Below are 20,204 nucleotides of genomic sequence, written 5' to 3' on the forward strand. Positions count from 1 at the left end.
CACGCAACACCACTAGCGCGACACCCAATGCACGAGAACGATTTTTGCCTGCCGCCCTGGCGCGGCACCCAGATCAGCGGACAACTCAAAGTCAACGGAACCTTGCTTTCCTGGAGCGAATTCGGCTGGGGCGAGCCCCTGGTTCTGCTGCATGGCGAACTCGCCGACCAGCGCGCCTGGCAAATGCACATGCGCATTCTCGGACGGCATTACCGCACGATCGCCTACACGCAGCGCCACTTCGGCGCGCGCGCCGGCCTCGGCGCCGAAGCGCCCTGCGACATCGGCCTTTACGCCGCCGATCTTGCCGATTTCATCGACCAGCTTTCCGCCGGACCGGTTCATCTGGTCGCCTGTTCCTTTTCGGCGCATGTCGCGCTGCGCGCCGCGCTCGATTATCCGGACCGGGTGCGCAGCCTGCTCCTGTTCGAACCCTCCGCCCCGGGTAGACGAGCCGACGATACCGACGCGCGGATCTACGGACGCGATGCCAACGCCATCTACGGTCCGGTTCTGACCGCGCTGCGCCGGGCCGATGCCGGCGCCGCCGTGCGCTGCCTCATCGATGCCTACGGCCTGTCCCACGGTTATTTCGACCGGCAGACCAGCCATGCCCGCGCCATCCAGATGGACAACGCCCACACGGTCAGCCTGCCCTCGGGGCTCCCTTCGCTGCCCGGCCTCGAACAGACCGCAAGGCTCACCCTTCCGGTCGGCGTGGTAACGGGCAGGACCTGTCGCCCCGCCTTCGAACTGACCGCCCGCGATCTGTTGCAAGCCCTGTCCGACGGCCGCCGCATCCTGGTGCCGAACGCCAGTCACATGTGGCCCGGAGAGGATCCGGCGGGATTTTGCGCGACCGTGGCGGCGTTTCTGGAGGCGCTTCGGCCCGTCAGGCGCCCTTTGGCGCCGGTGCATCGACAGATCGCCGGCATCGCGCGCCAAACTGTTTATTGAAGCCCGCCCTCCCGCACCGGACAATAGATACCCGAGGCAAACAGGACATGCCTTTGAAGTGAGTTCGACCCGCTGTAACCCTGTGTGTGACGTGCTCTTTATCATCGACCCTGGCCCGATTCCCGGTGAATCGGGTCTTTTTTTGTCCGATGCGCGCCCAGCACAGAATGACGTAGGCCGGGCCCTTTCTGTCCATTGTCCGGAACACCCTTCTGACCGACACTGTTCACGGATCCGGATCGGTCCGTTGCAGGTTCCCGCCAGTCCGGATCCGGCTTGAACCCCGCAGCAGTGATGTTCCTAATTTCTTTTTATCTTTGCCTGCCCGACAGCCCCCGCCGTCGGGCTTTTTTCTGGCGACCTGCCGGAGAAATAAGCGCTTTATGAAAGTGCCGGCGCCCCCGCACGCCTAGACTGGCGCATCGAACAACCGCAGCAAGGCAGTCTGGCCATGACGCACCGGAAAACAACGTCCGCCCCCACCCCGTATTTTCCCCAAACCCCGTTCCAATCCGGTACGCCGCATCTCCGGGTCCCGCCCTGCCGCTCGGTGGGCAATACCTGCGTCAAGCCTTCCGAACCGGGACGGGAGACGACGGGAAAACACCGGTCGCCGGACGCATTTTTTCTGGGATCCCGGTCAGCGTATCGGGGCATCATCGACGCTTTCCTCCACGGGGCGGCGGGCATACCCGGTCAACGGCAAACCCGGCAACGGCTCAGGTTCCATCAGGCGTATCTGGCGACATTGCATCGCCGGCTCATCGACGCGCGGGCGCGGCGTGGCGATAACACCGGACAGGCCTGGGGCGACCGGCTCGATTCAATGATTGTCTGGTGCGAGAAGGAGATGGAGCAAAGCCGCTCGTAAAACGGGGGGGTCGGCATACCCCCCATCGCCCGGCGTTAACCGGGGGCGGAACCGCACAGAAAAACACCCCTGCGGGAGGGGTGTTCATGAACGGGCTGGAAGGACGGCCTCAGGCCTCGGGAATGGCGACAAGCACGTGCCGCAGCAGATCCCAGACGCGGCCGACCGACTCGACGTTCACCCGTTCGCCTGGCGCGTGCGCGCCGCGGATATCGGGGCCGAAGGACACCATGTCCATGCCGGGATACTTGGCGCCGATGATGCCGCACTCGAGTCCTGCGTGGATCACCTTGACACCGGCCTCCTTGCCGTATTCGCGGCGGTACACGTCGCGGAACACGTCAAGCAGCTTCGAATCGGGATTCGGCGCCCAGCCCGGGTAGCCGCCTTCCATCTCGACGGCGAATCCGGCCAGCGCGAACAGGCTTTCCACCTCGCGCGCCAGCATCCAGGTGCCGCTGTCGAGCAGGGAGCGGACCATCATGTTGGCGAACACCTTGCCCTCGCCGATCACCACCACGCCCAGGTTGTTGGAGGTTTCCACCACGCCTTCGACACGCTGGCTCATGCGCTTGACGCCATGCGGCGCGGCATGCAGCGCGCTGAGGATAGCGCGCTGGTCGTCCCGCGCCATCACCCGCCCGGCTTCGGCCGGAGCGCGGACAACCGTCACGCCTTCGTCGACGCCGGCCAGTTCGAAGCGCATCAGCGCCTGGAACTGATCGATCGCCGCGCCGATCTTCGCTTCATCCGCCTCCGGGTAGGCGACGATGGCGAACGCTTCGCGCGACAGCGCGTTGCGCGCCGTGCCGCCCTTGAGGCCGGCCAGCCGCAGGTCCGTTTCGCGCTCCAGCTCGCGCAACAGACGCACCAGGATCTTGTTGGCGTTGCCTCGTCCCAGGTGAATGTCGGCGCCGGAGTGACCGCCGGTCAGGCCGCGCACGGCGATCTCCCGCACCGCGAATCCGGCCGGCACGGCTTCTTGCGCATAGTCGCGGCGCACATTGGCATCGACGCCCCCCGCGCACCCCATGTAGAACTCGCCCCACTCCTCGGTGTCGATGTTGATCAGGTAACGCCCTTGCAGCAGACCGGGTTCGAGCCCCAGCGCGCCGCCCATGCCGGCCTCTTCGTCGAGCGTGAAGAGCGCCTCGACAGGACCGTGCTGCAGGGTTTCGCTGGCCAGCACCGCCAGCGCCAGCGCCACGCCGATGCCGTTGTCGGCGCCAAGCGTGGTGTTCTCGGCGATGAGCCAGCCGTCCTTGAGCACCGGGCGGATCGGATCCTTGAAGAAATCATGCTCGGTGCCGCTATTGGCCTGGCACACCATATCCAGGTGGCCCTGCAGGACCACGCCGGCGCGGTTTTCGAAGCCGGGCGTCGCCGGCTTGCGGATGATCAGGTTGCCGGCCGCGTCGATATGCGTGGCGAGGCCGCGCAATTGCGCCCAGCCGTTCAGGTAGTCGCGCAGGGCTTCTTCGTGTTTCGACGGACGGGGAATGTCGCACAGGGTCTGGAAATGCTCCCAGACCGCTGCCGGCTCGAGTTGGGCAATGGGATTCACGCTGTTGCTTCCTTAATGACTCGTCAGACCCCTTGGCGGAGTCTCTTCTGTAGACAATCGACTGTACCACGATTGCCCGCCCCCGCGAAACTCGCGGCTTACGCCATCGAACCCTCGGTTTCCTGTTGCAGGCGCCACATGCCGGCATAACGGCCGCCCCGCTCCAGCAGCTCGCGATGGGTGCCCGCCTCGACGATCTCTCCCTGATCCATCACCAGAATGCGGTCGGCGTCGACCACCGTCGAGAGCCGGTGGGCGATGACCAGCGTGGTGCGATTGGCCGAAATCGCCGCCAGTTCGCTCTGGATGGCTTTTTCGGTATGCGAATCGAGCGCGCTGGTGGCTTCGTCGAAAATCAGCACGGGCGGATTCTTCAGAATGGTGCGGGCAATGGCCACACGCTGCTTCTCGCCGCCGGACAATTTGAGCCCCCGCTCTCCGACCTGGGTATCGTACCCGTCGGGCAGCCCCATCACGAAATCGTGAATGTGCGCGGAACGGGCGGCGTCGATGACCTCCTCGCGCGTGGCCTCGGGCCGCCCGTAGGCGATGTTGTAATAAATGGTATCGTTGAACAGCACGGTATCCTGGGGCACGATGCCGATATGGCGGCGCAGGGAGTCCTGGCTCAATGAACGGACATCGGTGCCGTTAAAGCGCACCGCCCCGGCGTCGACATCGTAGAAACGGTACATCAGACGCGACAGGGTCGATTTGCCGGCGCCGCTCGCGCCGACCACCGCCACGGTCTTGCCCGCCGGAATATGAAAATCCACGCCGCGCAGGATCGGCCGGCGCGCATCGTAGCCGAACGCCACCGTGTCGAAACGCACGTCGACGGCGTCCGCCGACAGCGTCGCCGCATCCGGCCGGTCGGCCACCTCGGGCGGCTCGTCGAGCAGGGTGAACATGCGCTCCATGTCGGCCAGCGAGTGCTTGATCTCGCGATAGATGAAGCCGAGAAAATTGAGCGGAGCGTAAAGCTGGGTGAGATAGGTCGAGACCAGCACGACATCGCCGACCGTCATGGTGCGCTCGACCACGCCGCGCGCGGCCAGCACCATCACCAGCGTCACGCCGGCGGCGATGATGGCGCCCTGCCCCGCGTTCAGCAGCGACAAGGACACCTGATTCTTGATCGCCGAGGCCTCCCAGGAGGCCAGATTGCCATCGTAGCGGCGCGATTCGAACCCTTCGTTGTTGAAATACTTGACCGTCTCGAAATTGATCAGCGCATCGATCGCTTTGGCGTTGGCCCGGGAATCGAGTTCGTTCATGCTGCGGCGGAACACTGTGCGCCATTCGGTGACCACCAGGGTGTAGGCGATGTAAACACCGATGGTGCCGAGCACAACCACCACGAAGGAGCTGCGGTAGCGGCCGATCAGGATGCCGGCGACAAGGACGATCTCGAACAGCGTGGGCAGGATGTTGAACACCGTGAAGTTAAGCAGAAAACCGATGCCTTTGGTGCCCCGTTCGATATCCCGGCTCATGCCGCCGGTCTGGCGGTTCAAATGAAAACGCAACGACAGGCCGAACAGGTGCTCGAAGACCGAACGGGCGACACGCCGCACCGCGCCTTGCACGACCCTGGCGAAAATCGCGTCGCGCAACTCGCCCAAAAGGCTCGCGGACAAGCGGGCAAGGCCGTAGCCAGTCAGGGCCGCCACCGGCACCACCAGAAGAGACGCCGGCATCGACAGCGTATCGACAACGTCTTTCAGATACAGGGGAACCGTCACGTTGGCCACCTTGGCCAGGATCAGGCAAGACAGCGCGAAGATGACGCGCCATTTGAAAGCCATCAGATAGGGCAACAAGGTACGTAGCGTTTTGACATCGTTTCGGCCGGTCGGCGCCGGCCCAGTGTGAGTGAATCGCATCGGGATCTTGCCTGTTCATGCGCGCTCGTTCATGCTGGGGATGCCAGGATCTTCGCAAGGAGCGTCTATGTGGGTATTACTGCTGGAGGCCCTGCTGGCGCTGGGGCTCGCGGTATTCATCGTATGGTGGGTCTGGCCGCGCAACAGCGACGGCGACGACACGGTCTAGTGCAGGATGCGCCGGGCCACCAGCACCATCTCAGGGATCGCGGCCTCGAAGCGGGTGCCGTCGTCGGCCTGAAAGTGATAGCGGCCGGACATGCTGCCGTAGGGGGTCTTGAGGGACGTTCCGCTGGAGTATTCGAAACTCTGCCCCGGCACGAGATGCGGCTGCTCGCCCACCACGCCCAGTCCCCGCACCTCCTGCTCCTGCCCGTTGGCGTCGCGGATCACCCAGTGACGGGAAATCAGCTGGGCGCCGACCTTGCCGGTATTGGTGATGACAATATGGTACGCGAATACGTACACGTCGGATGCGACATCCGACTGCTCTTCGACATAAGCAACTTCCGGCACTACCTCGATGCGGCAGTTGTCGTCCGTCATGGCGGCTCTCCTGTGGGGTGGTGGCGGAGCCGCCTGTCATGGCGGCGCCGGTTGGCTCATTTTATCCCGTAGCACCATTCTACGGGGGTACAATAGCACTTCTTTCATCAACTCTCGCCGCATAACACCATGGGACACTATCGCATCGCCCCCAGCATCCTCTCCGCCGACTTCGCCCGTCTTGGCGAGGAAGTGCGCGACGTCATCGCGTCGGGCGCCGACATCATCCATTTCGATGTCATGGATAACCATTACGTTCCCAACCTGACCATCGGCCCGATGGTCTGCGAAGCCATCCGTCCCCACGTCGCGGCGCCGATCGACGTGCACCTGATGGTCAAGCCGGTGGACAGCCTGATCCCGATGTTCGCCAAGGCGGGCGCCGACATCATCACCTTCCACCCCGAGGCTTCCGAGCATATCGACCGCAGCCTCGGTCTGATCCGCGAACACGGGCTCAAGGCCGGACTGGTGTTCAATCCCGCCACGCCGCTGAGCTATCTTGACCACGTCATGGACAAGATCGACATGGTGCTCATCATGTCCGTCAACCCGGGCTTTGGCGGGCAGTCCTTCATCCCGCACGCCCTCGACAAGATCCGCGAAGCGCGGCGACGCATCGACGAATACACCGCCGCGCACGGCGGCGAGATCTGGCTGGAAGTCGACGGCGGCGTCAAGACCGATAACATCCGGCGCATCGCCGAGGCGGGGGCGGACACCTTCGTCGCGGGCTCGGCCATTTACGGCACGGACGATTACAAGGCGACCATCGACACCCTGCGCGCCGAGCTGGCGCTGGCCACCCGTCACTGAGGACCGCCATGGAAGCCTTCATCGTCACTGGCGCCTCGCGGGGCCTTGGCCTCGCGCTGGCCCGGCTGTTGGCGGACCGGGGACACCGCGTCGCCGGCGTCGCCCGGCGCGCCAGCCTGACCCTGGACAACGGCCCGGTCATCGCGATCGACGCGGATCTGACCGGAGCGGATGCCGGCGGCGCCATCCTGCGGGCGCTCGCCGCCCTGCCGCTCGCGCAGTGCGAGCGCGTCACCCTCATCAACAATGCGGGCACCGTCACTCCCATCGCCCTCGCGGGGCGCTATCCGGACGATGAGGTCGGTCAGGCGCTGGCCCTCAATCTCGTCGCGCCGATTCTCGCCTGCAACGCGTTTCTTGCCGCCACCGACCCCCTGCCGCTTGGCCGCCGCGTCCTGAACATTTCGTCGGGCGCCGCCGCCAAGGCCTACCCCGGTTGGGGCGTGTACGGCGCGGGCAAGGCGGGGCTCGATCACTTCACCCGCTGTGTCGCCGCCGAGCAGCATGGCCACCCGAATCCGGCGCAGCTGGTAGCGCTGTATCCGGGCGTGGTGGACACCGGCATGCAGGACACGATCCGCGCCACCCCGGCCGAAGGATTCCCGATGCGGCAGCGGTTCGTCGCGCTCAAGGAGGAGGGTCAACTGACCCCTCCGGACACCGCCGCCGCCCGCATCGCCGACTATCTGGCGTCGCCGGCCTTCGGCTCGGACATCATCATCGATATCCGTGATCTTTAAAAAGAAACCGGATTACCCCAGGAGCACCATGACTTTCACCCACATCAAGGCCGTCGCCTTCGATCTTGACGGCACCCTCGTCGACTCCCTGCCGGACCTCGCGGCCTCCGCCAATGCCATGCGCGCCCACCTCGGCCTGCCGCACCTGGAAGCCGAACGCATCATGTCGCATGTCGGCGACGGCATCGCCAGTCTGGTTCACCGCGCCATCACCGACGAGCGCGACGGGAAGGCCGACGAGGCGCGCTGGAGCGACGGATTCCGTTTTTTTGTGAGTCATTACCGCGAGCACCTGGCCGAACGCACCACCGTCTACCCGGGCGTGGTCACCGGCCTTGAACTGCTGCGCGCGCTGCAGTTGCCCCTGGTCGTCATCACCAACAAGTCCGAGCGCCTGGCGGTGCCGCTGCTCGCGGCGCTCAAGCTGGACAACGATTTCAGCCTGGTGATCGGCGGCGACACCCTGCCGGACAAAAAGCCTTCGGCGCTGCCGCTCTTGCATGCCTGCCAGACACTGCGCATCGAACCTGGCGAGCTTTTGATGGTTGGCGACTCGCCGAACGACATCCTCGCCGCGCGCAATGCCGGTTCCGCGGTCGTGGCGGTTCGCTACGGCTATGCCGACGCGGACGGACTGGGGGCCGACGCGGTGATCGACAGCCTTGTCGAACTCTTCGAAATGCTCAAGAATAAGCCATCCTCATAACCTGAATGGAAACCGGATCTCATGCGATGCCCCGAATGTCCGCGCGCTTTGCGATGGCGCCCCTGAACCGAGCCTGACTGCCTGTTCACCCTTCCCTATGGACATTGACGGAACCCATCGCATGAACGCCACCGACTTCCAACGCCTTGCCGACGCCGGATACAACCGCATCCCCGTCGTTCTCGAACTGTTCGCCGACCTGGACACCCCGCTGTCGGTCTATCTGAAACTGGCCAACCGGCCCTATTCCTACCTGCTCGAATCGGTGGTCGGCGGCGAACGCTTCGGTCGCTACTCCATCATCGGCCTGCCCGCCTCGACCCGCATCCGCGTCGAGGGCCGCCGCGCGCAGGTGGAGCACGGCGATACCGTGACCGAACGCTTCGAAGGCAACCCGCTCGATTTCATCGAAACGATCCAACAGCGCTACCGGGCGGCGCCGGTCGAGGGATTGCCGCGTTTTTCAGGGGGACTGGTCGGCTACTTCGGCTACGACACCGTCCGGCATATCGAACCGCGCCTGGCCGGGGTGGTCAAACCCGACGAGATCGGCGCGCCCGACATGCTCCTTTTGCTATCCGAAGAGCTCGCCGTCGTCGACAATCTGTCCGGCAAGCTCTACCTCGTGGTCTACGCCGATCCGGCAACGCCGGATGCCCTCGAACACGCCCGCGCGCGTCTGGCCGCGCTGCGCGCGCGCCTGCGCGAACCGGTCCCGATCCCGCTATCGCTGCCGGCGGCACCCTCCCGGGCCGAATCCGAGTTCGGAGAGCACGCGTTCAAGGAGGCCGTGTGCGCCTGCAAGGACTACATCGGCGCGGGCGACATCATGCAGGTGGTGCTGTCCCAGCGCATGCGCATGCCTTTCGCCGCGGAACCGATCAGCCTGTACCGCTCGCTGCGCAGCCTGAACCCGTCGCCGTACATGTTCTTCTACCATTTCGGGGATTTTCATGTGGTCGGCTCTTCCCCGGAAATTCTGGTGCGCCGGGAAGGCGCCACCGCCGTGGTCCGTCCCATCGCCGGAACCCGTCCCCGCGGAAAAGACCGGGAGCAGGACCTGGCGCTTGCCGAGGAACTGCTGGCCGATCCGAAGGAAATCGCCGAACACGTCATGCTCATGGATCTGGGACGCAACGACATCGGCCGCGTCGCCAACACCGGCACCGTGCGCGTCACCGACAACATGGTGATCGAGCGCTACTCCCATGTGATGCACATCGTCTCGAGCGTCGAAGGCGCCGTGCCGCCCGAGGTGTCCAACATCGCTATCCTCAAGGCGACCTTCCCCGCCGGCACCCTCTCGGGCGCGCCCAAAGTGCGGGCCATGCAGATCATCGACGAATTCGAGCCCGTCAAGCGCGGCATCTATGGCGGCGCGGTGGGTTACCTCGGCTTCGGCGGCGACATGGATCTGGCGATCGCGATCCGCACCGCCGTGATCCGCCATGGCACCCTGTACGTGCAATCGGGCGCCGGCATCGTGGCCGACTCGCAGCCGGATGCCGAATGGCAGGAAACCCAGAACAAGGCGCGCGCGGTCATCCGCGCCGCGGAGCTCGCGCTGTCGGGTCTTGATGCATGATGCTTGTACATCCCATTACACACTGGAACAAACCGCCTACAGACCAATACGGGGCGGTTTGTCCATAATGCGGGGGTAACGTGCCCCGCTTATCCTGTTGGCGGGGCGACAACACGCAAGACGACCATCCCCGATGAAACGACTGATCGCCGCCTTTTTACTCTCCACCATTGGGTTGACCCATGCCATGGTCAATCCGGCGAACCTGCGCGCGACACTCTCGGCGCCGGCCACGGCCTCCGCGCCGGTGGAGCAGGACGACATGGCGGCGCAGCCCGTTCCCATTCACCGCATTTCGTCGGCTCCGCGCGCGATGAAAAAGCGTCAGGACAAGCACTCCGACGGCCGGGCGAGGAACAGCGCCGGCAAGTACGATACGCCGGCCCACAAGCGCCCGCACCGCTACAGTCTGCTGATCAGCAACTGACCCTTTCCTTATAACCCGGCGGAATTGACAAAGAAATATATATAATTTCGCAATCTAAAATGCGCCGGTTAGACTCCTTTGCATCGACCCACATCGCAAGGAGTCACGCGCATGATCCGTACGTTCTCCAGCTTGCCCGCCATTCTCGGCCTGACCGTGCTGCCCGTGCTTGCGCACGCCGCCGACATCACCCTGCTCAACGTATCCTACGACCCGACCCGGGAGCTGTATCAGGACATCAACAAGGCGTTCGCCCAAGAGTGGAAGACGCGCACCGGCGACACCGTGACGATCAAGACATCCCACGGCGGATCGGGCAAGCAGTCGCGAGCCATTATTGACGGCATTCCGGCCGATGTGGCCACGCTGGCGCTCGCCTACGACATCGATGCGCTCGCCGACAAGGGCCTGCTCGCGCAAAACTGGCAAACCCGGCTGCGCCACAACAGCGCCCCTTACACCTCGACCATCGTGTTTCTGGTTCGCAAGGGAAACCCGAAAGGCATCCGGGACTGGAGCGATCTGGTCAAACCGGGAATCCAGGTCATCACGCCCAACCCGAAAACCTCCGGCGGAGCGCGCTGGAACTATCTGGCGGCCTGGGGCTACGCCCTGCGCCAGCCGGGCGGCAACGAGGCGCACGCCCGCGATTTCGTCAAAGCGCTTTACCGCAACGTTCCGGTACTGGACAGCGGCGCGCGCGGTTCGACCATCACGTTTGTCGAGCGGGGGATCGGCGATGTGCTGATCGCCTGGGAAAACGAAGCGCTGCTCTCGCAGCGCGAACTGGGCCCCGGCAAATTCGACATCGTGACACCGTCCCAGAGCATCCTCGCCGAACCGCCGGTGGCGCTGCTTGACAAGAATGCCGACAAGCATGGCACGCGCAAGGTCGCCGACGCCTATCTGAACTACCTGTACACGCCCGCCGCCCAGAAAATCATCGCGGAAAACTTCTACCGCCCCGACGATCCGTCCGTGGCCAGAACCTACGCGGCGCAGTTTCCCAAAGTGAAGCTGTTCACCATCGGCGATGTCTTCGGCAATTGGCGCAAAGCCCAGGCCACTCACTTCAACGACGGCGGCGTCTTCGACCAGATCACCGCCGGCAAGTGACCACCTGGCGTGGCACAAGGGGAAACGTCATGAAAAAAGCACTGATCGTTGGCGGCGACAATGTGGATCTGGTTCGGCGCGAACTGGCCGCGCAAGGCTACGAAGACGTTCAACACTGGCCGGGCCGCAAGCCCGGCGAATGCCGGCGCCCCTTTCCGCGCCATATCGATCTGGTGGTCGTCATGCTCGGCCACGTGAATCATACCCTGTGCCAGCGGGTGCGGCATGAGGCCGGCCGGCAGCGCCTGCCCATCCTGTTCTCCGGCCGCAAGCACACCGCCCCGCTCAAAACCCAGCTTGCCGGGGCATCGCCATGAAAGACAGGGATCGGCTGTCGCGACTCGTCGAGCGCGTCCGGCAACGGACGTTCAGCGGGTTTCCCCTGGAGGTATCCCGCGATGGAACGGTGACGGGTTCCTTCATGAAAATGCGCCTGGCCAGCCGTTTCGCCGACCATGGCGAGGCTGGAGGCCTGGCCTTCGCGGCCTGCCGCGACGCCGCCGGCGAGCCCTTCGGCGAAGTGGCGCTATACCGGCTGGCCGCCACGCAAGGCAACCGCGCGGCGCTGGATCGTTTCTTGCGAACGCTCCACCTGCTCAACCATGTCGCGCTGGGCGAGCCGTGGGAACGGCTGGGACTCCCGGTGAGCGAGGCTTTGCTCGCCGAAGTGGAAGACCATCATGGGCGGGCGTTCCGGTCCATTCTCGACGACCTCGGATTACCGCCGGACCGCTACGTCATTGTGCTGCCGGACTCACTGGCCGGCGACGCCGGGCGCCTGCAGTTCGTCCGCCGCAACTACCTGAGCCACGGTTTCACGACACGGCTGGCTTCGGCGTACTCCGCCCCTTGCGCCGCCACCTGCGCGCGCTAAGCCAGACAACGGCAAGGCAAACCAGCGCAAGGTAGGCGGACACGGCCATCCTGCCGATGTCGAAAAGGGCGGTCACGATCAGGGGCGTCGCCACGGCGCAGATGGCGTAGGCCACATTGTAGGCCAGGGAAATGCCGCTGTAGCGGAACGCGGCGGGAAAACGCTCCACCATCGCCGAGGGAACGGCGCCGGTCACCCCGACAAAAAAACCGGTCAGCGCGTACGGCAGGAAAAACAGATGCTCCCCGGGCGCAAGACTCGCGAACAACCACAACTGGCACGCGCCAAGGCACGCCGCTCCGCCCAGCAAGGCGACATCGGTTCCGTGGCGGTCGGCCACCATGCCCGCGCACATCGATCCGGCGATCAGGCACAGAATCGCCAGCGAGTTGCCAAGAAGCGCCGAGGCCGGCTCGGCGGCGAAGCGCTCCTGCAAAGCGCCGGGCAGAATCAGGATCACCGTCAGAATGAACGACGCCAGCAGCCAGGTCAGCACCATCGATTCGGCCGACGCCCGCTTGCCCAGGGTCAGCGCCTTGCCCAACGGCAAGCCGTTCTCGGTCGCGAGGCTGCCGCTCAAATCGAGAAACACCGGTGTTTCGACCAGACGGCGGCGCAGCAACACCGCCAGGAGGCCGAACACGCCGCCCAGCAGGAAAGGCACGCGCCAGACGCCATCCAGCACCTCGGCCCGATCGAACGCGCTGCCGATCAGGGTGGTGATCAGCGACGCCACCAGAATCCCCAGCGCCAGCGCGGCGCTCATCACACCGCAGGCAAAACCCCGCCGCCAGGCCGGCACATGCTCCGCCACGAAAATCCAGCCGCCGGGCACCTCCCCTCCGACCGCCACTCCCTGAACCAGCCGCAACGCCAGCAGGGCAAGGGGCGCGGAGGCGCCGATCTGCGCATAGGTCGGCAGCAGGCCGATCGCCAGCGTCGGCGCCGCCATCAGCAGCAGGCTGAGAATGAACACGCCCTTGCGTCCGCGCCGGTCACCGAAATGCGCCATCACCAGACCGCCCAGCGGCCGGGCCAGATAGCCCGCGGCGAACAGTCCGTAGACCTGCAGATCGCGCAGCCAGGGGGGAATGCCGACCGGGAAGAACAGTTGCCCGATTTCCCTGGCGAAAAACACGAAAATAATGAAATTGTAGAATTCCAGGGCGCCACCCAGCGAGGCGTAACCCAGCACCCTGGCCGCCCATTCACCGCGGGCGCCGGACGGATCGGAAAAGGTATCGCTTGGGGAATGGTCGCCCATAACTCCGTAGGCCATCGAAAATGAGTACCTTAATTATTTATCCGCTCATACACCAGACTCAACCCTGCCATGTTGAACGTCATAAAGAGTTGATCAGGATCGCGTTTTCAGCGACTTTTTTAATGTAAAGTTCATATGCCAACTTGAACCGACAAGGCTTATCCATGAATCGACACGGACAGGGCTTCACGCTGGTCGAATTGATGATCGTCGTCGCGATCGTCACCATTCTCGCCACCATCGCCATCCCTTCCTATACCAATCACATTGCCCGCACCCGAACCCGCGGCGCGATGGCCGACCTGACGGCGCTGGCGCTCGCCCTGGAAAACCTCTACCAGGTCAATCTCGCCTACCCCGGCCAGAACACCGCGAACACCGCCGCCACGATCGCGCTGTTCACCGCGGGCGGCGCGCAAAACGGAACGTGGACACCGGCACAGTCCGACAATTTCGATTACACCGTCACCTTCGACAGCACCCCGGGCTACGCCCTCGCCGCGACAGGCAAGGCAGGCTCGTCGGTGGCAGGCTGCGTCGTTCGGCTCGACAGCAGCAACGCGAAGAGCGCGCCATCATGTCCGGTTCAATGGAACTGACACAGCGAGGCGCGACCCTGATGGAGCTCATGGTGACACTCGTCATCCTGGCGGCTCTGCTGGTCACGCTCGCGCCGCTGACCGGGCAATGGCTCGGCCGCGGACAACAGCGCGCATCCCGGTGCGCGCTGGTCAACGCCATCGATATGACCCGCGGTCTTGCGCTGCGCAATCTGCCGGCCGCCACGGACACCCCTCCCGCGGTGCTATGCCTGTCGCCGACAGCGCTGAATGTTTACCGCGGCGACCGGCTGCCGTCCGCGTGCCCCTCGTCGCCCGATGCGCGGGCGGTCTGGTCGACGGCCGCGACCGCGGCCAGCCCGTTCTTCACCCCGGCAAACGGCGCCGTGGTTCCGTCCGCCACGGCCTGCTATGCGTTGGACAGTGCCGGAACGCCGGCAGACGCAACGATCGGTGCCACCTCTTGCGACCCCCGGCTCGAGAGCCGGCTGATCAAGGATGCGCTTTATGCCAACTGCCGTTTCAAATAAGCGCCGACAACGGGGCGACATGCTGCTCGAAGCGCTGGTCGCCATGCTGGTCATGACTGCGCTGGGACTGGGACTGGTGTTCACGCAAGGCCGCGCGGCCGTCGCGCAAAAAACCCTGCGCAGCCAGAACCTCGCGGTGGTGCGCATGCGCGTGCTGCTGCAGGGCGACCAGGCCGCCTTGTGCCAGACGCCCTCCCCGACCCTGCCATTGACGCCCTCGGTTTCGCTGCCCCTGACGGTACGCTGCTCGACGCGCAACATGGCCGTGGATGCGCCGGCAGCGGGAACCGGCAGCGCGGCGGTAACCGTTCCGGTGGTGACCCTGTCGGTCAGCAGCCCCGCGCTCCTCGGACCTGGGACCCTGACCCTTTCCACGGTGGCGCCATGAAGACCCAGCGCGGACTGTCGCTGATGTCCACGCTGATCGGCCTGCTGCTGGCCTCGATCACCTTGCTGGCCATGCTGGTGCTGTATCGCGGTACCGTCCGTCAGACCGTCGGCGACAACGGTTCGATCCGTCGCGCATCGCGCGATGTGCAACTGGATGAAGCGCTGATGACCGGATCCATGAAATTGCAGAACGCCGGATATGGCCTACCGGCGGCCAAGGCCGGATCGGATGTGGTGGTTCTGAACGGCGTGACTTTCACGAACGGCACGACCCTGGACTACGCCGGCAACCCGCTGCAGACCGGACGCTCGCCGAGCGGCAACGCCATTTTGTGGCGCGTCCGGGGCGGAAACACCACGATCTGCCAGGGACTGGTCGCGCCGGCCGACGGCAACCTGTGGTTCCTGCAAACCGCGACCGACTGTTCCCTGGGCTCGGCCTGGAACACCATCGGCTGGACGCCCCTTCCGCTGCTGACGGGCAACACCTCCGTCGCCGCATCGCAGGCCGCGGTGTTCGCCCTCTCCGAGTCGGCGTGCTGGCCCTATAACAGCAATGCCGCCGCCGCGCCCGCGGGCATCCGCGCCACCATCACCCTGCGCGATCCGGTCGCCGGAGATGTCGCGCATGGCGTGTGCCTTGTCAACCTGACAGGATGGACCCCATGAGGCAACCCGCCCTCCCATGCCGCCAGCGCGGCATCGCCGTACTGCTCCTTGTCACGCTGATCGGACTGGGGCTGTCGGTCGTCATTCTGAGCGCCATGGCGTATACCCGCGCGGGGCAGGCGGGCAGCCTGAGTCTGCGCACCCAGACCGAAGCCCAGTTGCGCGCCTGGACGGGCCTCGAAGCGGTGCGGCTTTACCTTGCCACAGCCCCGGTCGCCGCCAAGGCCGATCGCTTCGGCACCGCCACACCGGCCAACCCGATTCCGCTGACACTGGATCTGCCGCAGGTCAGCGCCAGTGTCACCGGCTATGCGACCAACGCCGACCATACCTTGCAGACATTGACCGTGCGCGTCACCGGTCAGAGTGGCGGCAGCCATGCCGTGCTCGAAGGACTGGTGGACATCGCCATCGCGGCCCCGCCGCCAAACGGCGATCTGCTGAGTTTCACCGGAGACCTCAGCCCGAACGGCGGAATTTCTTTCAAGGGCGATCCGGTCAATATTCTCGTCAAGGGCAATTTCATTACCCGGACCGGGGTGCAGGGCATCACCCAGATCTGCGTCACCGGCGATATCTCCCTTTCCGGGGGAAGCACGGCATTCAAGCGGCTGTGCGCGAACGGCGATATCACCCTGGCCTCGACCCACGCCGACCTCACCGAAGCCGGCGGCGACACCAGCCTGTCCGGCGCGGCGTCGGTCGGCACGCTCAACGGCAACGGCTCGGCGAGTCTCACCGGGGGCTCCACGGCCGGCAACATCAATGTCATCAAGAACATCACGATGGACAGCGGCTCGTACGGCACCGGCACCTTCACCGCCAACGGCAGCGCCAACCTGAACGGTGGCAGCGTCCCCACCTTGCAGACCACACTGGGCAGCCAATTGCGGGGCAACGAGATCGGCACGTTGAAGACGGCGGCGAGTGTCGTTTCCACGGGGGCGGCGATCACCGGCATCGCGCTGGTGGCCGGCAACTACACCGAAAACAGTTACGGCAGCGTGAACAGCGGCCAGCTTGGCGGCCGTGTCCTGCCCGGCCCCAATCCGAAGATCAATCTGACCCCCGTCCCCGGGCTGACCGTTGCCATACCGGTCGTGCCGCCGGTGAAAATGGTGACGGCCACGCCCGTCAAGGTCGACGCCTACGCGTTCAAGAGCGCGGCGAATTACGTTTTCGGGTTCGATGGCTCGGGCAACCGCACCGTCACCGTCAACCACCTTTTCGGTCTGGCCGACGGCGCACGCTTCTACCTCGACAACAGCGGCTGGATGTGCACGGTCAATCCTCGGGGCGGCGCCTGCCCGGGCTCGTCCAAGGCGGCGCGCGCCTGCACGGGCTACTGGTCGGGAGGAAATTGTTTCGACGGGTCGGGTACGGGCACCTGGAATCTCAACGGCAACGGCACCGTGCTCGCTCCCGGCGTCGCCTGGTTCGACGGCAACGTCACACTGGGAACCGGCACGTTCTTCAACTCGGTGATCGCCACCGGCAACATCGCCACATCGGGGAACAACGTCAGCCGTGGCGTCAATCTTTCCGGTTACAGCGACATTTGCGAAAACGGCGAATACGCCGCCCACTATCCGACCAATCTGTGCGACATCAAGAACCGCAAGCTGATCGTCACGGCGGCGGGCAATCTGCAGTTTCTGGCGGGAAGCTACAACAGCAACGGGGATTTCACCGGAGGGCAGATCACCCTGGGCTCGTCCAATGCCCTGTGGGGCGACATCGTGGCGGGCGATCACCTTGTCACCAACGGAAGCACCGAAATCCATGGCGCGATCACGACCTCGGGACAGAGCGGCCGCGGCCAGAACATCATGGGGGGCGGCACGACGATCGACATGACGGGACTTCCTTCTTCCTACACGCCGGGAGGCTGGTCCTCCGGCGGGGGAGGAAACGGCTCGGGCAAAATCACCGTCACACTCCGGAATCTGCGCTATCTCTGATCCGCTTTCGCGGCGGCGCCCCGAAAAAAGACCCCCGGTCGCATTGGCCGGGGGCGGACACCTCAGAGTAAAACTTGCATGCACTCACTTGCGCCCACCTCGCGTGGGAAAGCGTGCCCAGTCTCCCACGGATTGTTCCTCTTGTGACCTGACCGGCGGTGCAGGTTAAACCTGTTACATGACAAATTCCTTTCGGGTATCAGAAGATTCCTATATTTGCGCATTACAGTGAACTTTTTTATTCGTCCATCCGTCCTATGACCTGCCTCTCGTGTACTTGCTCCACCTCGCGGGAAATGTTTTTTGTGAGCGGCAAACCGTTCGCGCCGCCTCGCGAAAAACGTTGTCAACCCACCAGCAAGAAACGGAGGATCCCGATAATGAACCATACCAGTCATAACGACATCAATTTCGACCCGCGCGCAATGCGACGGAGGCTGGACCTCAACCAGCACGAATTCTGGTCGGCGGTTGGTGTAACCCAGTCCGGCGGATCGCGATACGAGCAGGACCGCCGCATACCCAAGCCTGTTATGGAGTTGTTGCGTCTCCGCTATCAGCTCGGCATCCGGTTGGAACACATCAACGAGAAAAATGCCGCGATGATCCGCGCCATTGTGGAAGGAGAGCTGGACACGGGCACCTTGCGCAACCAGCTCAACAAGATCCGCAAGGTGATCGACGCCAGTCATGCGCTGGCGATGACCGCCGCCGAAGTGTCCAACGCCGCCGAGTCCCTGCTCGAAGAAAGGGCGACGGTTTCCGAGTGACCGAAGAAATGCGGACCGGCAGGCCCTGATGCGCGTCCGCGTTTCCCCGCCTGTCCCGCTAAGACCGCGCGGGACAGGCCCTGATCAAAAGTAATGTCATTGAAATATTAATTTCGCTATTTGGTAACAATGGCGCTCTACACTCTTTTCCGATCTCAACAACATCAAATCTTAGGGAGTCGGAAATGCTGGTTAAGCGCTGTTGTGCCATTTTGCTGGCACTGTGGGGAGTTCAGGCTTCGGCCCAGGCGATCTATCCGATCGACCGCGCCACGATGGTGGTCGACGGCAAGTTCGATTTCAAGGTCGAATTCGACGGGGTGGTCGATCCTTCCTCCGTTACGATCACCGTCAATGGCCAGCCCTACGAGAAAGTGCTCGGCGCCAAAGCCGCTTTCCTGCCCAACGAGGATAACGGCAAGGCTTCGAGCTACATCCTCCGCGACATCTCCATCAAGCATCCCGGCAAATACGAAGTCGTGGCCACCGCCGCCGGCAAAAGCATGAAAGTGAACTGGGAGGTTTACGCCACCGGTCCTCGCACGGCCAAGAACGTCATTCTGTTCATCGGCGACGGCATGACCGTCGCCAACCGGACCGCCGCTCGCGTTCTGTCCCAGGGAATCAAGGAAGGCAAGTACATGGGCAAGCTGTCGTTCGACGACATGCCCCGCATGGCGCTGATCGGCACCTCGGGTGTCGAGTCGCTGATCACCGACTCCGCCAACTCGATGAGCGCCTACACCACCGGTCACAAATCGAGCAATAACGCGCTGGGCGTGTACGCTTCCCGCGCCAAGAACAACCTGGATCATCCCAAGGTCGAGACCATCGCCGAACTCGTCAAACGCAAGACCGGCATGGCGGTCGGCATCGTGACCGACGCCGAAGTCGAGGACGCCACCCCCGCCGGCATGGTGGCCCACACCCGCCGTCGTTCCGACAAATCCGAGATCGCCGAATGGCTGTTCCTGAAAGGCGCCGATGTGGTGATGGGCGGCGGCAGCGCGTACTTCCTGCCGAAGTCGACGCCGGGCTCCAAGCGCAAGGACGACAATAATCTCATCGACCTGTTCAAGAGCGACGGTTTTGCCTTCGCCACCACGGCCACCGAACTGAAAAGCGCGGTCAAGCCCGACACCCGCAAGCTGCTTGGCCTGTTCAACACCGGCAACATGGACGGCTCGCTGGACCGTTTCTACCTGAAGGGCGGCACGGTCAAGCAGTTCCCTGATCAGCCGGATCTGACCGAAATGACCCGCAAGGCGCTGGAAGTGCTGTCGCGCAACAAGGACGGTTTTGTGCTGCTGGTCGAGGCGGGCCTGATCGACAAGGCGAGCCACCCGCTGGATTGGGAACGCAGCGTTTACGACACGATCATGCTCAGCAACGCCGTGAAGATCGCCAAGGATTTCGCCGCCAAGAATAACGACACGCTCGTGATGGTCACTCCCGACCATACCCACGGCCTGTCGCTGGTCGGAACGATCGACGACAACGCCAAGGGCACCGAAATGCGCGACAAGATCGGCGTTTACGAAGAGGCGGGGTATCCCAACTACCCGGCTCCCGACAAGAACGGCTATCCGCCGAGCGTCGATGTCTCCAAGCGACTGGCGATGTTCTACGGCAATTTCCCGGATTACTACGAAACTTTCCATCCGAAGCTGGATGAGCCCTTCGCCCCGACCGTCAAGAATGACAAGGGTCAGTATGTGGCCAACGAGGCATACAAGAATGTTCCGGGCGCCGTGCTTCGCGTCGGCAACCTGCCGCGCAGCGCCGACACCGGTACGCATACCGCCGACGATGGTGTGCTGACCGCCATGGGACCGGGATCCGAGCGCATCCACGGCTTCATGGACAACACCGAAGTGTTCCGCACCATGGTCGAAGCGCTCGGTCTCGGTTACGACGGCAAGACCAAGGGCAAGACTCCGGCGAAACCGGCCACCCGCCGCTGATTGCCCGT

The 20,204-nt window shown here is 64.1% G+C and carries 21 protein-coding genes; 17 read left to right on the plus strand and 4 right to left on the minus strand.

Features of this window, described 5'->3' with window-relative positions:
• Positions 1–27 precede the first annotated feature (27 nt).
• Both JNO50_RS11735 and JNO50_RS11740 read left to right on the plus strand, forming a co-directional pair.
• Positions 28–957 carry an alpha/beta fold hydrolase gene (locus tag JNO50_RS11735; RefSeq protein ID WP_189534149.1) on the plus strand — a complete coding sequence of 310 codons (930 nt, stop codon included), beginning with the start codon at positions 28–30 and terminating at the stop codon, positions 955–957.
• 451 nt (positions 958–1,408) lie between these two features.
• On the plus strand, positions 1,409–1,828 hold the full coding sequence (locus tag JNO50_RS11740) for a hypothetical protein (protein ID WP_189534147.1): 420 nt from the start codon (positions 1,409–1,411) through the stop codon (positions 1,826–1,828).
• A 109-nt stretch (positions 1,829–1,937) separates the two neighbouring features.
• On the opposite strand, the gene JNO50_RS11745 is transcribed toward JNO50_RS11740, so the two are convergent.
• From JNO50_RS11745 to apaG, 3 genes are all read right to left on the minus strand, one after another.
• Positions 1,938–3,392: an aminoacyl-histidine dipeptidase gene (locus JNO50_RS11745; protein ID WP_189534145.1), complete on the minus strand. Its 1,455-nt coding sequence runs from the start codon at positions 3,390–3,392 to the stop codon at positions 1,938–1,940.
• Positions 3,393–3,490: 98 nt separating this feature from the next.
• On the minus strand, positions 3,491–5,278 hold the full coding sequence (locus JNO50_RS11750) for an ABCB family ABC transporter ATP-binding protein/permease (protein WP_189534143.1): 1,788 nt from the start codon (positions 5,276–5,278) through the stop codon (positions 3,491–3,493).
• A 165-nt stretch (positions 5,279–5,443) separates the two neighbouring features.
• Complete coding sequence (apaG, locus tag JNO50_RS11755) at positions 5,444–5,824, minus strand: Co2+/Mg2+ efflux protein ApaG (RefSeq protein WP_189534141.1); 381 nt, start codon at positions 5,822–5,824, stop codon at positions 5,444–5,446.
• Positions 5,825–5,953: 129 nt separating this feature from the next.
• On the opposite strand from apaG, the gene rpe reads away from it, so the two are divergent.
• The 8 genes from rpe (at position 5,954) to JNO50_RS11795 (ending at position 12,088) form a co-directional block, all read left to right on the plus strand.
• Positions 5,954–6,640, plus strand: a complete 687-nt coding sequence (gene rpe / locus JNO50_RS11760) for a ribulose-phosphate 3-epimerase (RefSeq protein ID WP_189534139.1) — start codon at positions 5,954–5,956, stop codon at positions 6,638–6,640.
• 8 nt (positions 6,641–6,648) lie between these two features.
• Entirely contained in the window at positions 6,649–7,380 is a 732-nt protein-coding gene (locus JNO50_RS11765; RefSeq protein WP_189534137.1) for an SDR family NAD(P)-dependent oxidoreductase, read from the plus strand.
• A gap of 28 nt (positions 7,381–7,408) precedes the next feature.
• Positions 7,409–8,086, plus strand: a complete 678-nt coding sequence (locus tag JNO50_RS11770; RefSeq protein WP_189534135.1) for a phosphoglycolate phosphatase — start codon at positions 7,409–7,411, stop codon at positions 8,084–8,086.
• Between the two features lie 121 nt (positions 8,087–8,207).
• Positions 8,208–9,671, plus strand: coding sequence for an anthranilate synthase component I (gene trpE / locus JNO50_RS11775; protein ID WP_189534133.1), 1,464 nt, complete (start codon positions 8,208–8,210; stop codon positions 9,669–9,671).
• A 133-nt stretch (positions 9,672–9,804) separates the two neighbouring features.
• Positions 9,805–10,098 (plus strand): hypothetical protein, encoded by a 294-nt coding sequence (locus JNO50_RS11780; protein WP_189534131.1) that lies wholly within the window; start codon positions 9,805–9,807, stop codon positions 10,096–10,098.
• 111 nt (positions 10,099–10,209) lie between these two features.
• Positions 10,210–11,214 (plus strand): sulfate ABC transporter substrate-binding protein, encoded by a 1,005-nt coding sequence (locus tag JNO50_RS11785; RefSeq protein ID WP_189534130.1) that lies wholly within the window; start codon positions 10,210–10,212, stop codon positions 11,212–11,214.
• Positions 11,215–11,243: 29 nt separating this feature from the next.
• On the plus strand, positions 11,244–11,531 hold the full coding sequence (locus JNO50_RS11790; protein WP_189534129.1) for a DUF2325 domain-containing protein: 288 nt from the start codon (positions 11,244–11,246) through the stop codon (positions 11,529–11,531).
• Positions 11,528–12,088 carry a hypothetical protein gene (locus tag JNO50_RS11795; RefSeq protein WP_189534128.1) on the plus strand — a complete coding sequence of 187 codons (561 nt, stop codon included), beginning with the start codon at positions 11,528–11,530 and terminating at the stop codon, positions 12,086–12,088. Before JNO50_RS11790 ends, JNO50_RS11795 begins: the two co-directional genes overlap by 4 nt.
• Here the strand turns inward: JNO50_RS11795 and JNO50_RS11800 are convergent.
• Positions 12,030–13,367, minus strand: coding sequence for an MFS transporter (locus JNO50_RS11800; RefSeq protein WP_189534127.1), 1,338 nt, complete (start codon positions 13,365–13,367; stop codon positions 12,030–12,032). The two genes, JNO50_RS11795 and JNO50_RS11800, sit on opposite strands and share 59 nt — an antisense overlap.
• A 149-nt stretch (positions 13,368–13,516) precedes the next feature.
• On the opposite strand from JNO50_RS11800, the gene JNO50_RS19035 reads away from it, so the two are divergent.
• From JNO50_RS19035 to JNO50_RS11835, 7 genes are all read left to right on the plus strand, one after another.
• Positions 13,517–13,951: a type IV pilin protein gene (locus tag JNO50_RS19035; protein ID WP_280530232.1), complete on the plus strand. Its 435-nt coding sequence runs from the start codon at positions 13,517–13,519 to the stop codon at positions 13,949–13,951.
• On the plus strand, positions 13,930–14,442 hold the full coding sequence (locus tag JNO50_RS11810) for a pilus assembly FimT family protein (protein WP_189534126.1): 513 nt from the start codon (positions 13,930–13,932) through the stop codon (positions 14,440–14,442). Before JNO50_RS19035 ends, JNO50_RS11810 begins: the two co-directional genes overlap by 22 nt.
• Positions 14,420–14,830: a type IV pilus modification PilV family protein gene (locus tag JNO50_RS11815; RefSeq protein ID WP_189534124.1), complete on the plus strand. Its 411-nt coding sequence runs from the start codon at positions 14,420–14,422 to the stop codon at positions 14,828–14,830. The genes JNO50_RS11810 and JNO50_RS11815 overlap by 23 nt, the downstream gene beginning before the upstream one ends.
• Complete coding sequence (locus tag JNO50_RS11820; RefSeq protein WP_189534122.1) at positions 14,827–15,501, plus strand: hypothetical protein; 675 nt, start codon at positions 14,827–14,829, stop codon at positions 15,499–15,501. Before JNO50_RS11815 ends, JNO50_RS11820 begins: the two co-directional genes overlap by 4 nt.
• On the plus strand, positions 15,498–17,462 hold the full coding sequence (locus JNO50_RS11825) for a hypothetical protein (RefSeq protein ID WP_189534121.1): 1,965 nt from the start codon (positions 15,498–15,500) through the stop codon (positions 17,460–17,462). The genes JNO50_RS11820 and JNO50_RS11825 overlap by 4 nt, the downstream gene beginning before the upstream one ends.
• A gap of 380 nt (positions 17,463–17,842) precedes the next feature.
• Positions 17,843–18,232: a helix-turn-helix domain-containing protein gene (locus JNO50_RS19040; protein WP_229804684.1), complete on the plus strand. Its 390-nt coding sequence runs from the start codon at positions 17,843–17,845 to the stop codon at positions 18,230–18,232.
• A 185-nt stretch (positions 18,233–18,417) separates the two neighbouring features.
• Positions 18,418–20,196, plus strand: coding sequence for an alkaline phosphatase (locus JNO50_RS11835; RefSeq protein WP_189534120.1), 1,779 nt, complete (start codon positions 18,418–18,420; stop codon positions 20,194–20,196).
• Positions 20,197–20,204 lie beyond the last annotated feature (8 nt).

Origin of the sequence: Paludibacterium paludis, from assembly GCF_018802605.1 — a bacterium.
GTDB lineage: Bacteria > Pseudomonadota > Gammaproteobacteria > Burkholderiales > Chromobacteriaceae > Paludibacterium > Paludibacterium paludis.

What these genes read in the sequence shown, in the direction of transcription:
- JNO50_RS11735 (WP_189534149.1), top strand. Translation starts at nt 28, where the DNA reads ATGCACGAGAACGATTTTTGCCTGCCGCCCTGGCGCGGCACCCAGATC.
- JNO50_RS11740 (WP_189534147.1), top strand. Translation starts at nt 1,409, where the DNA reads ATGACGCACCGGAAAACAACGTCCGCCCCCACCCCGTATTTTCCCCAA.
- JNO50_RS11750 (WP_189534143.1), bottom strand. Translation starts at nt 5,278, where the DNA reads ATGCGATTCACTCACACTGGGCCGGCGCCGACCGGCCGAAACGATGTC.
- apaG (WP_189534141.1), bottom strand. Translation starts at nt 5,824, where the DNA reads ATGACGGACGACAACTGCCGCATCGAGGTAGTGCCGGAAGTTGCTTAT.
- rpe (WP_189534139.1), top strand. Translation starts at nt 5,954, where the DNA reads ATGGGACACTATCGCATCGCCCCCAGCATCCTCTCCGCCGACTTCGCC.
- JNO50_RS11765 (WP_189534137.1), top strand. Translation starts at nt 6,649, where the DNA reads ATGGAAGCCTTCATCGTCACTGGCGCCTCGCGGGGCCTTGGCCTCGCG.
- JNO50_RS11770 (WP_189534135.1), top strand. Translation starts at nt 7,409, where the DNA reads ATGACTTTCACCCACATCAAGGCCGTCGCCTTCGATCTTGACGGCACC.
- trpE (WP_189534133.1), top strand. Translation starts at nt 8,208, where the DNA reads ATGAACGCCACCGACTTCCAACGCCTTGCCGACGCCGGATACAACCGC.
- JNO50_RS11780 (WP_189534131.1), top strand. Translation starts at nt 9,805, where the DNA reads ATGAAACGACTGATCGCCGCCTTTTTACTCTCCACCATTGGGTTGACC.
- JNO50_RS11785 (WP_189534130.1), top strand. Translation starts at nt 10,210, where the DNA reads ATGATCCGTACGTTCTCCAGCTTGCCCGCCATTCTCGGCCTGACCGTG.
- JNO50_RS11790 (WP_189534129.1), top strand. Translation starts at nt 11,244, where the DNA reads ATGAAAAAAGCACTGATCGTTGGCGGCGACAATGTGGATCTGGTTCGG.
- JNO50_RS11795 (WP_189534128.1), top strand. Translation starts at nt 11,528, where the DNA reads ATGAAAGACAGGGATCGGCTGTCGCGACTCGTCGAGCGCGTCCGGCAA.
- JNO50_RS11800 (WP_189534127.1), bottom strand. Translation starts at nt 13,367, where the DNA reads ATGGCCTACGGAGTTATGGGCGACCATTCCCCAAGCGATACCTTTTCC.
- JNO50_RS19035 (WP_280530232.1), top strand. Translation starts at nt 13,517, where the DNA reads ATGAATCGACACGGACAGGGCTTCACGCTGGTCGAATTGATGATCGTC.
- JNO50_RS11810 (WP_189534126.1), top strand. Translation starts at nt 13,930, where the DNA reads ATGTCCGGTTCAATGGAACTGACACAGCGAGGCGCGACCCTGATGGAG.
- JNO50_RS11815 (WP_189534124.1), top strand. Translation starts at nt 14,420, where the DNA reads ATGCCAACTGCCGTTTCAAATAAGCGCCGACAACGGGGCGACATGCTG.
- JNO50_RS11820 (WP_189534122.1), top strand. Translation starts at nt 14,827, where the DNA reads ATGAAGACCCAGCGCGGACTGTCGCTGATGTCCACGCTGATCGGCCTG.
- JNO50_RS11825 (WP_189534121.1), top strand. Translation starts at nt 15,498, where the DNA reads ATGAGGCAACCCGCCCTCCCATGCCGCCAGCGCGGCATCGCCGTACTG.
- JNO50_RS19040 (WP_229804684.1), top strand. Translation starts at nt 17,843, where the DNA reads ATGAACCATACCAGTCATAACGACATCAATTTCGACCCGCGCGCAATG.
- JNO50_RS11835 (WP_189534120.1), top strand. Translation starts at nt 18,418, where the DNA reads ATGCTGGTTAAGCGCTGTTGTGCCATTTTGCTGGCACTGTGGGGAGTT.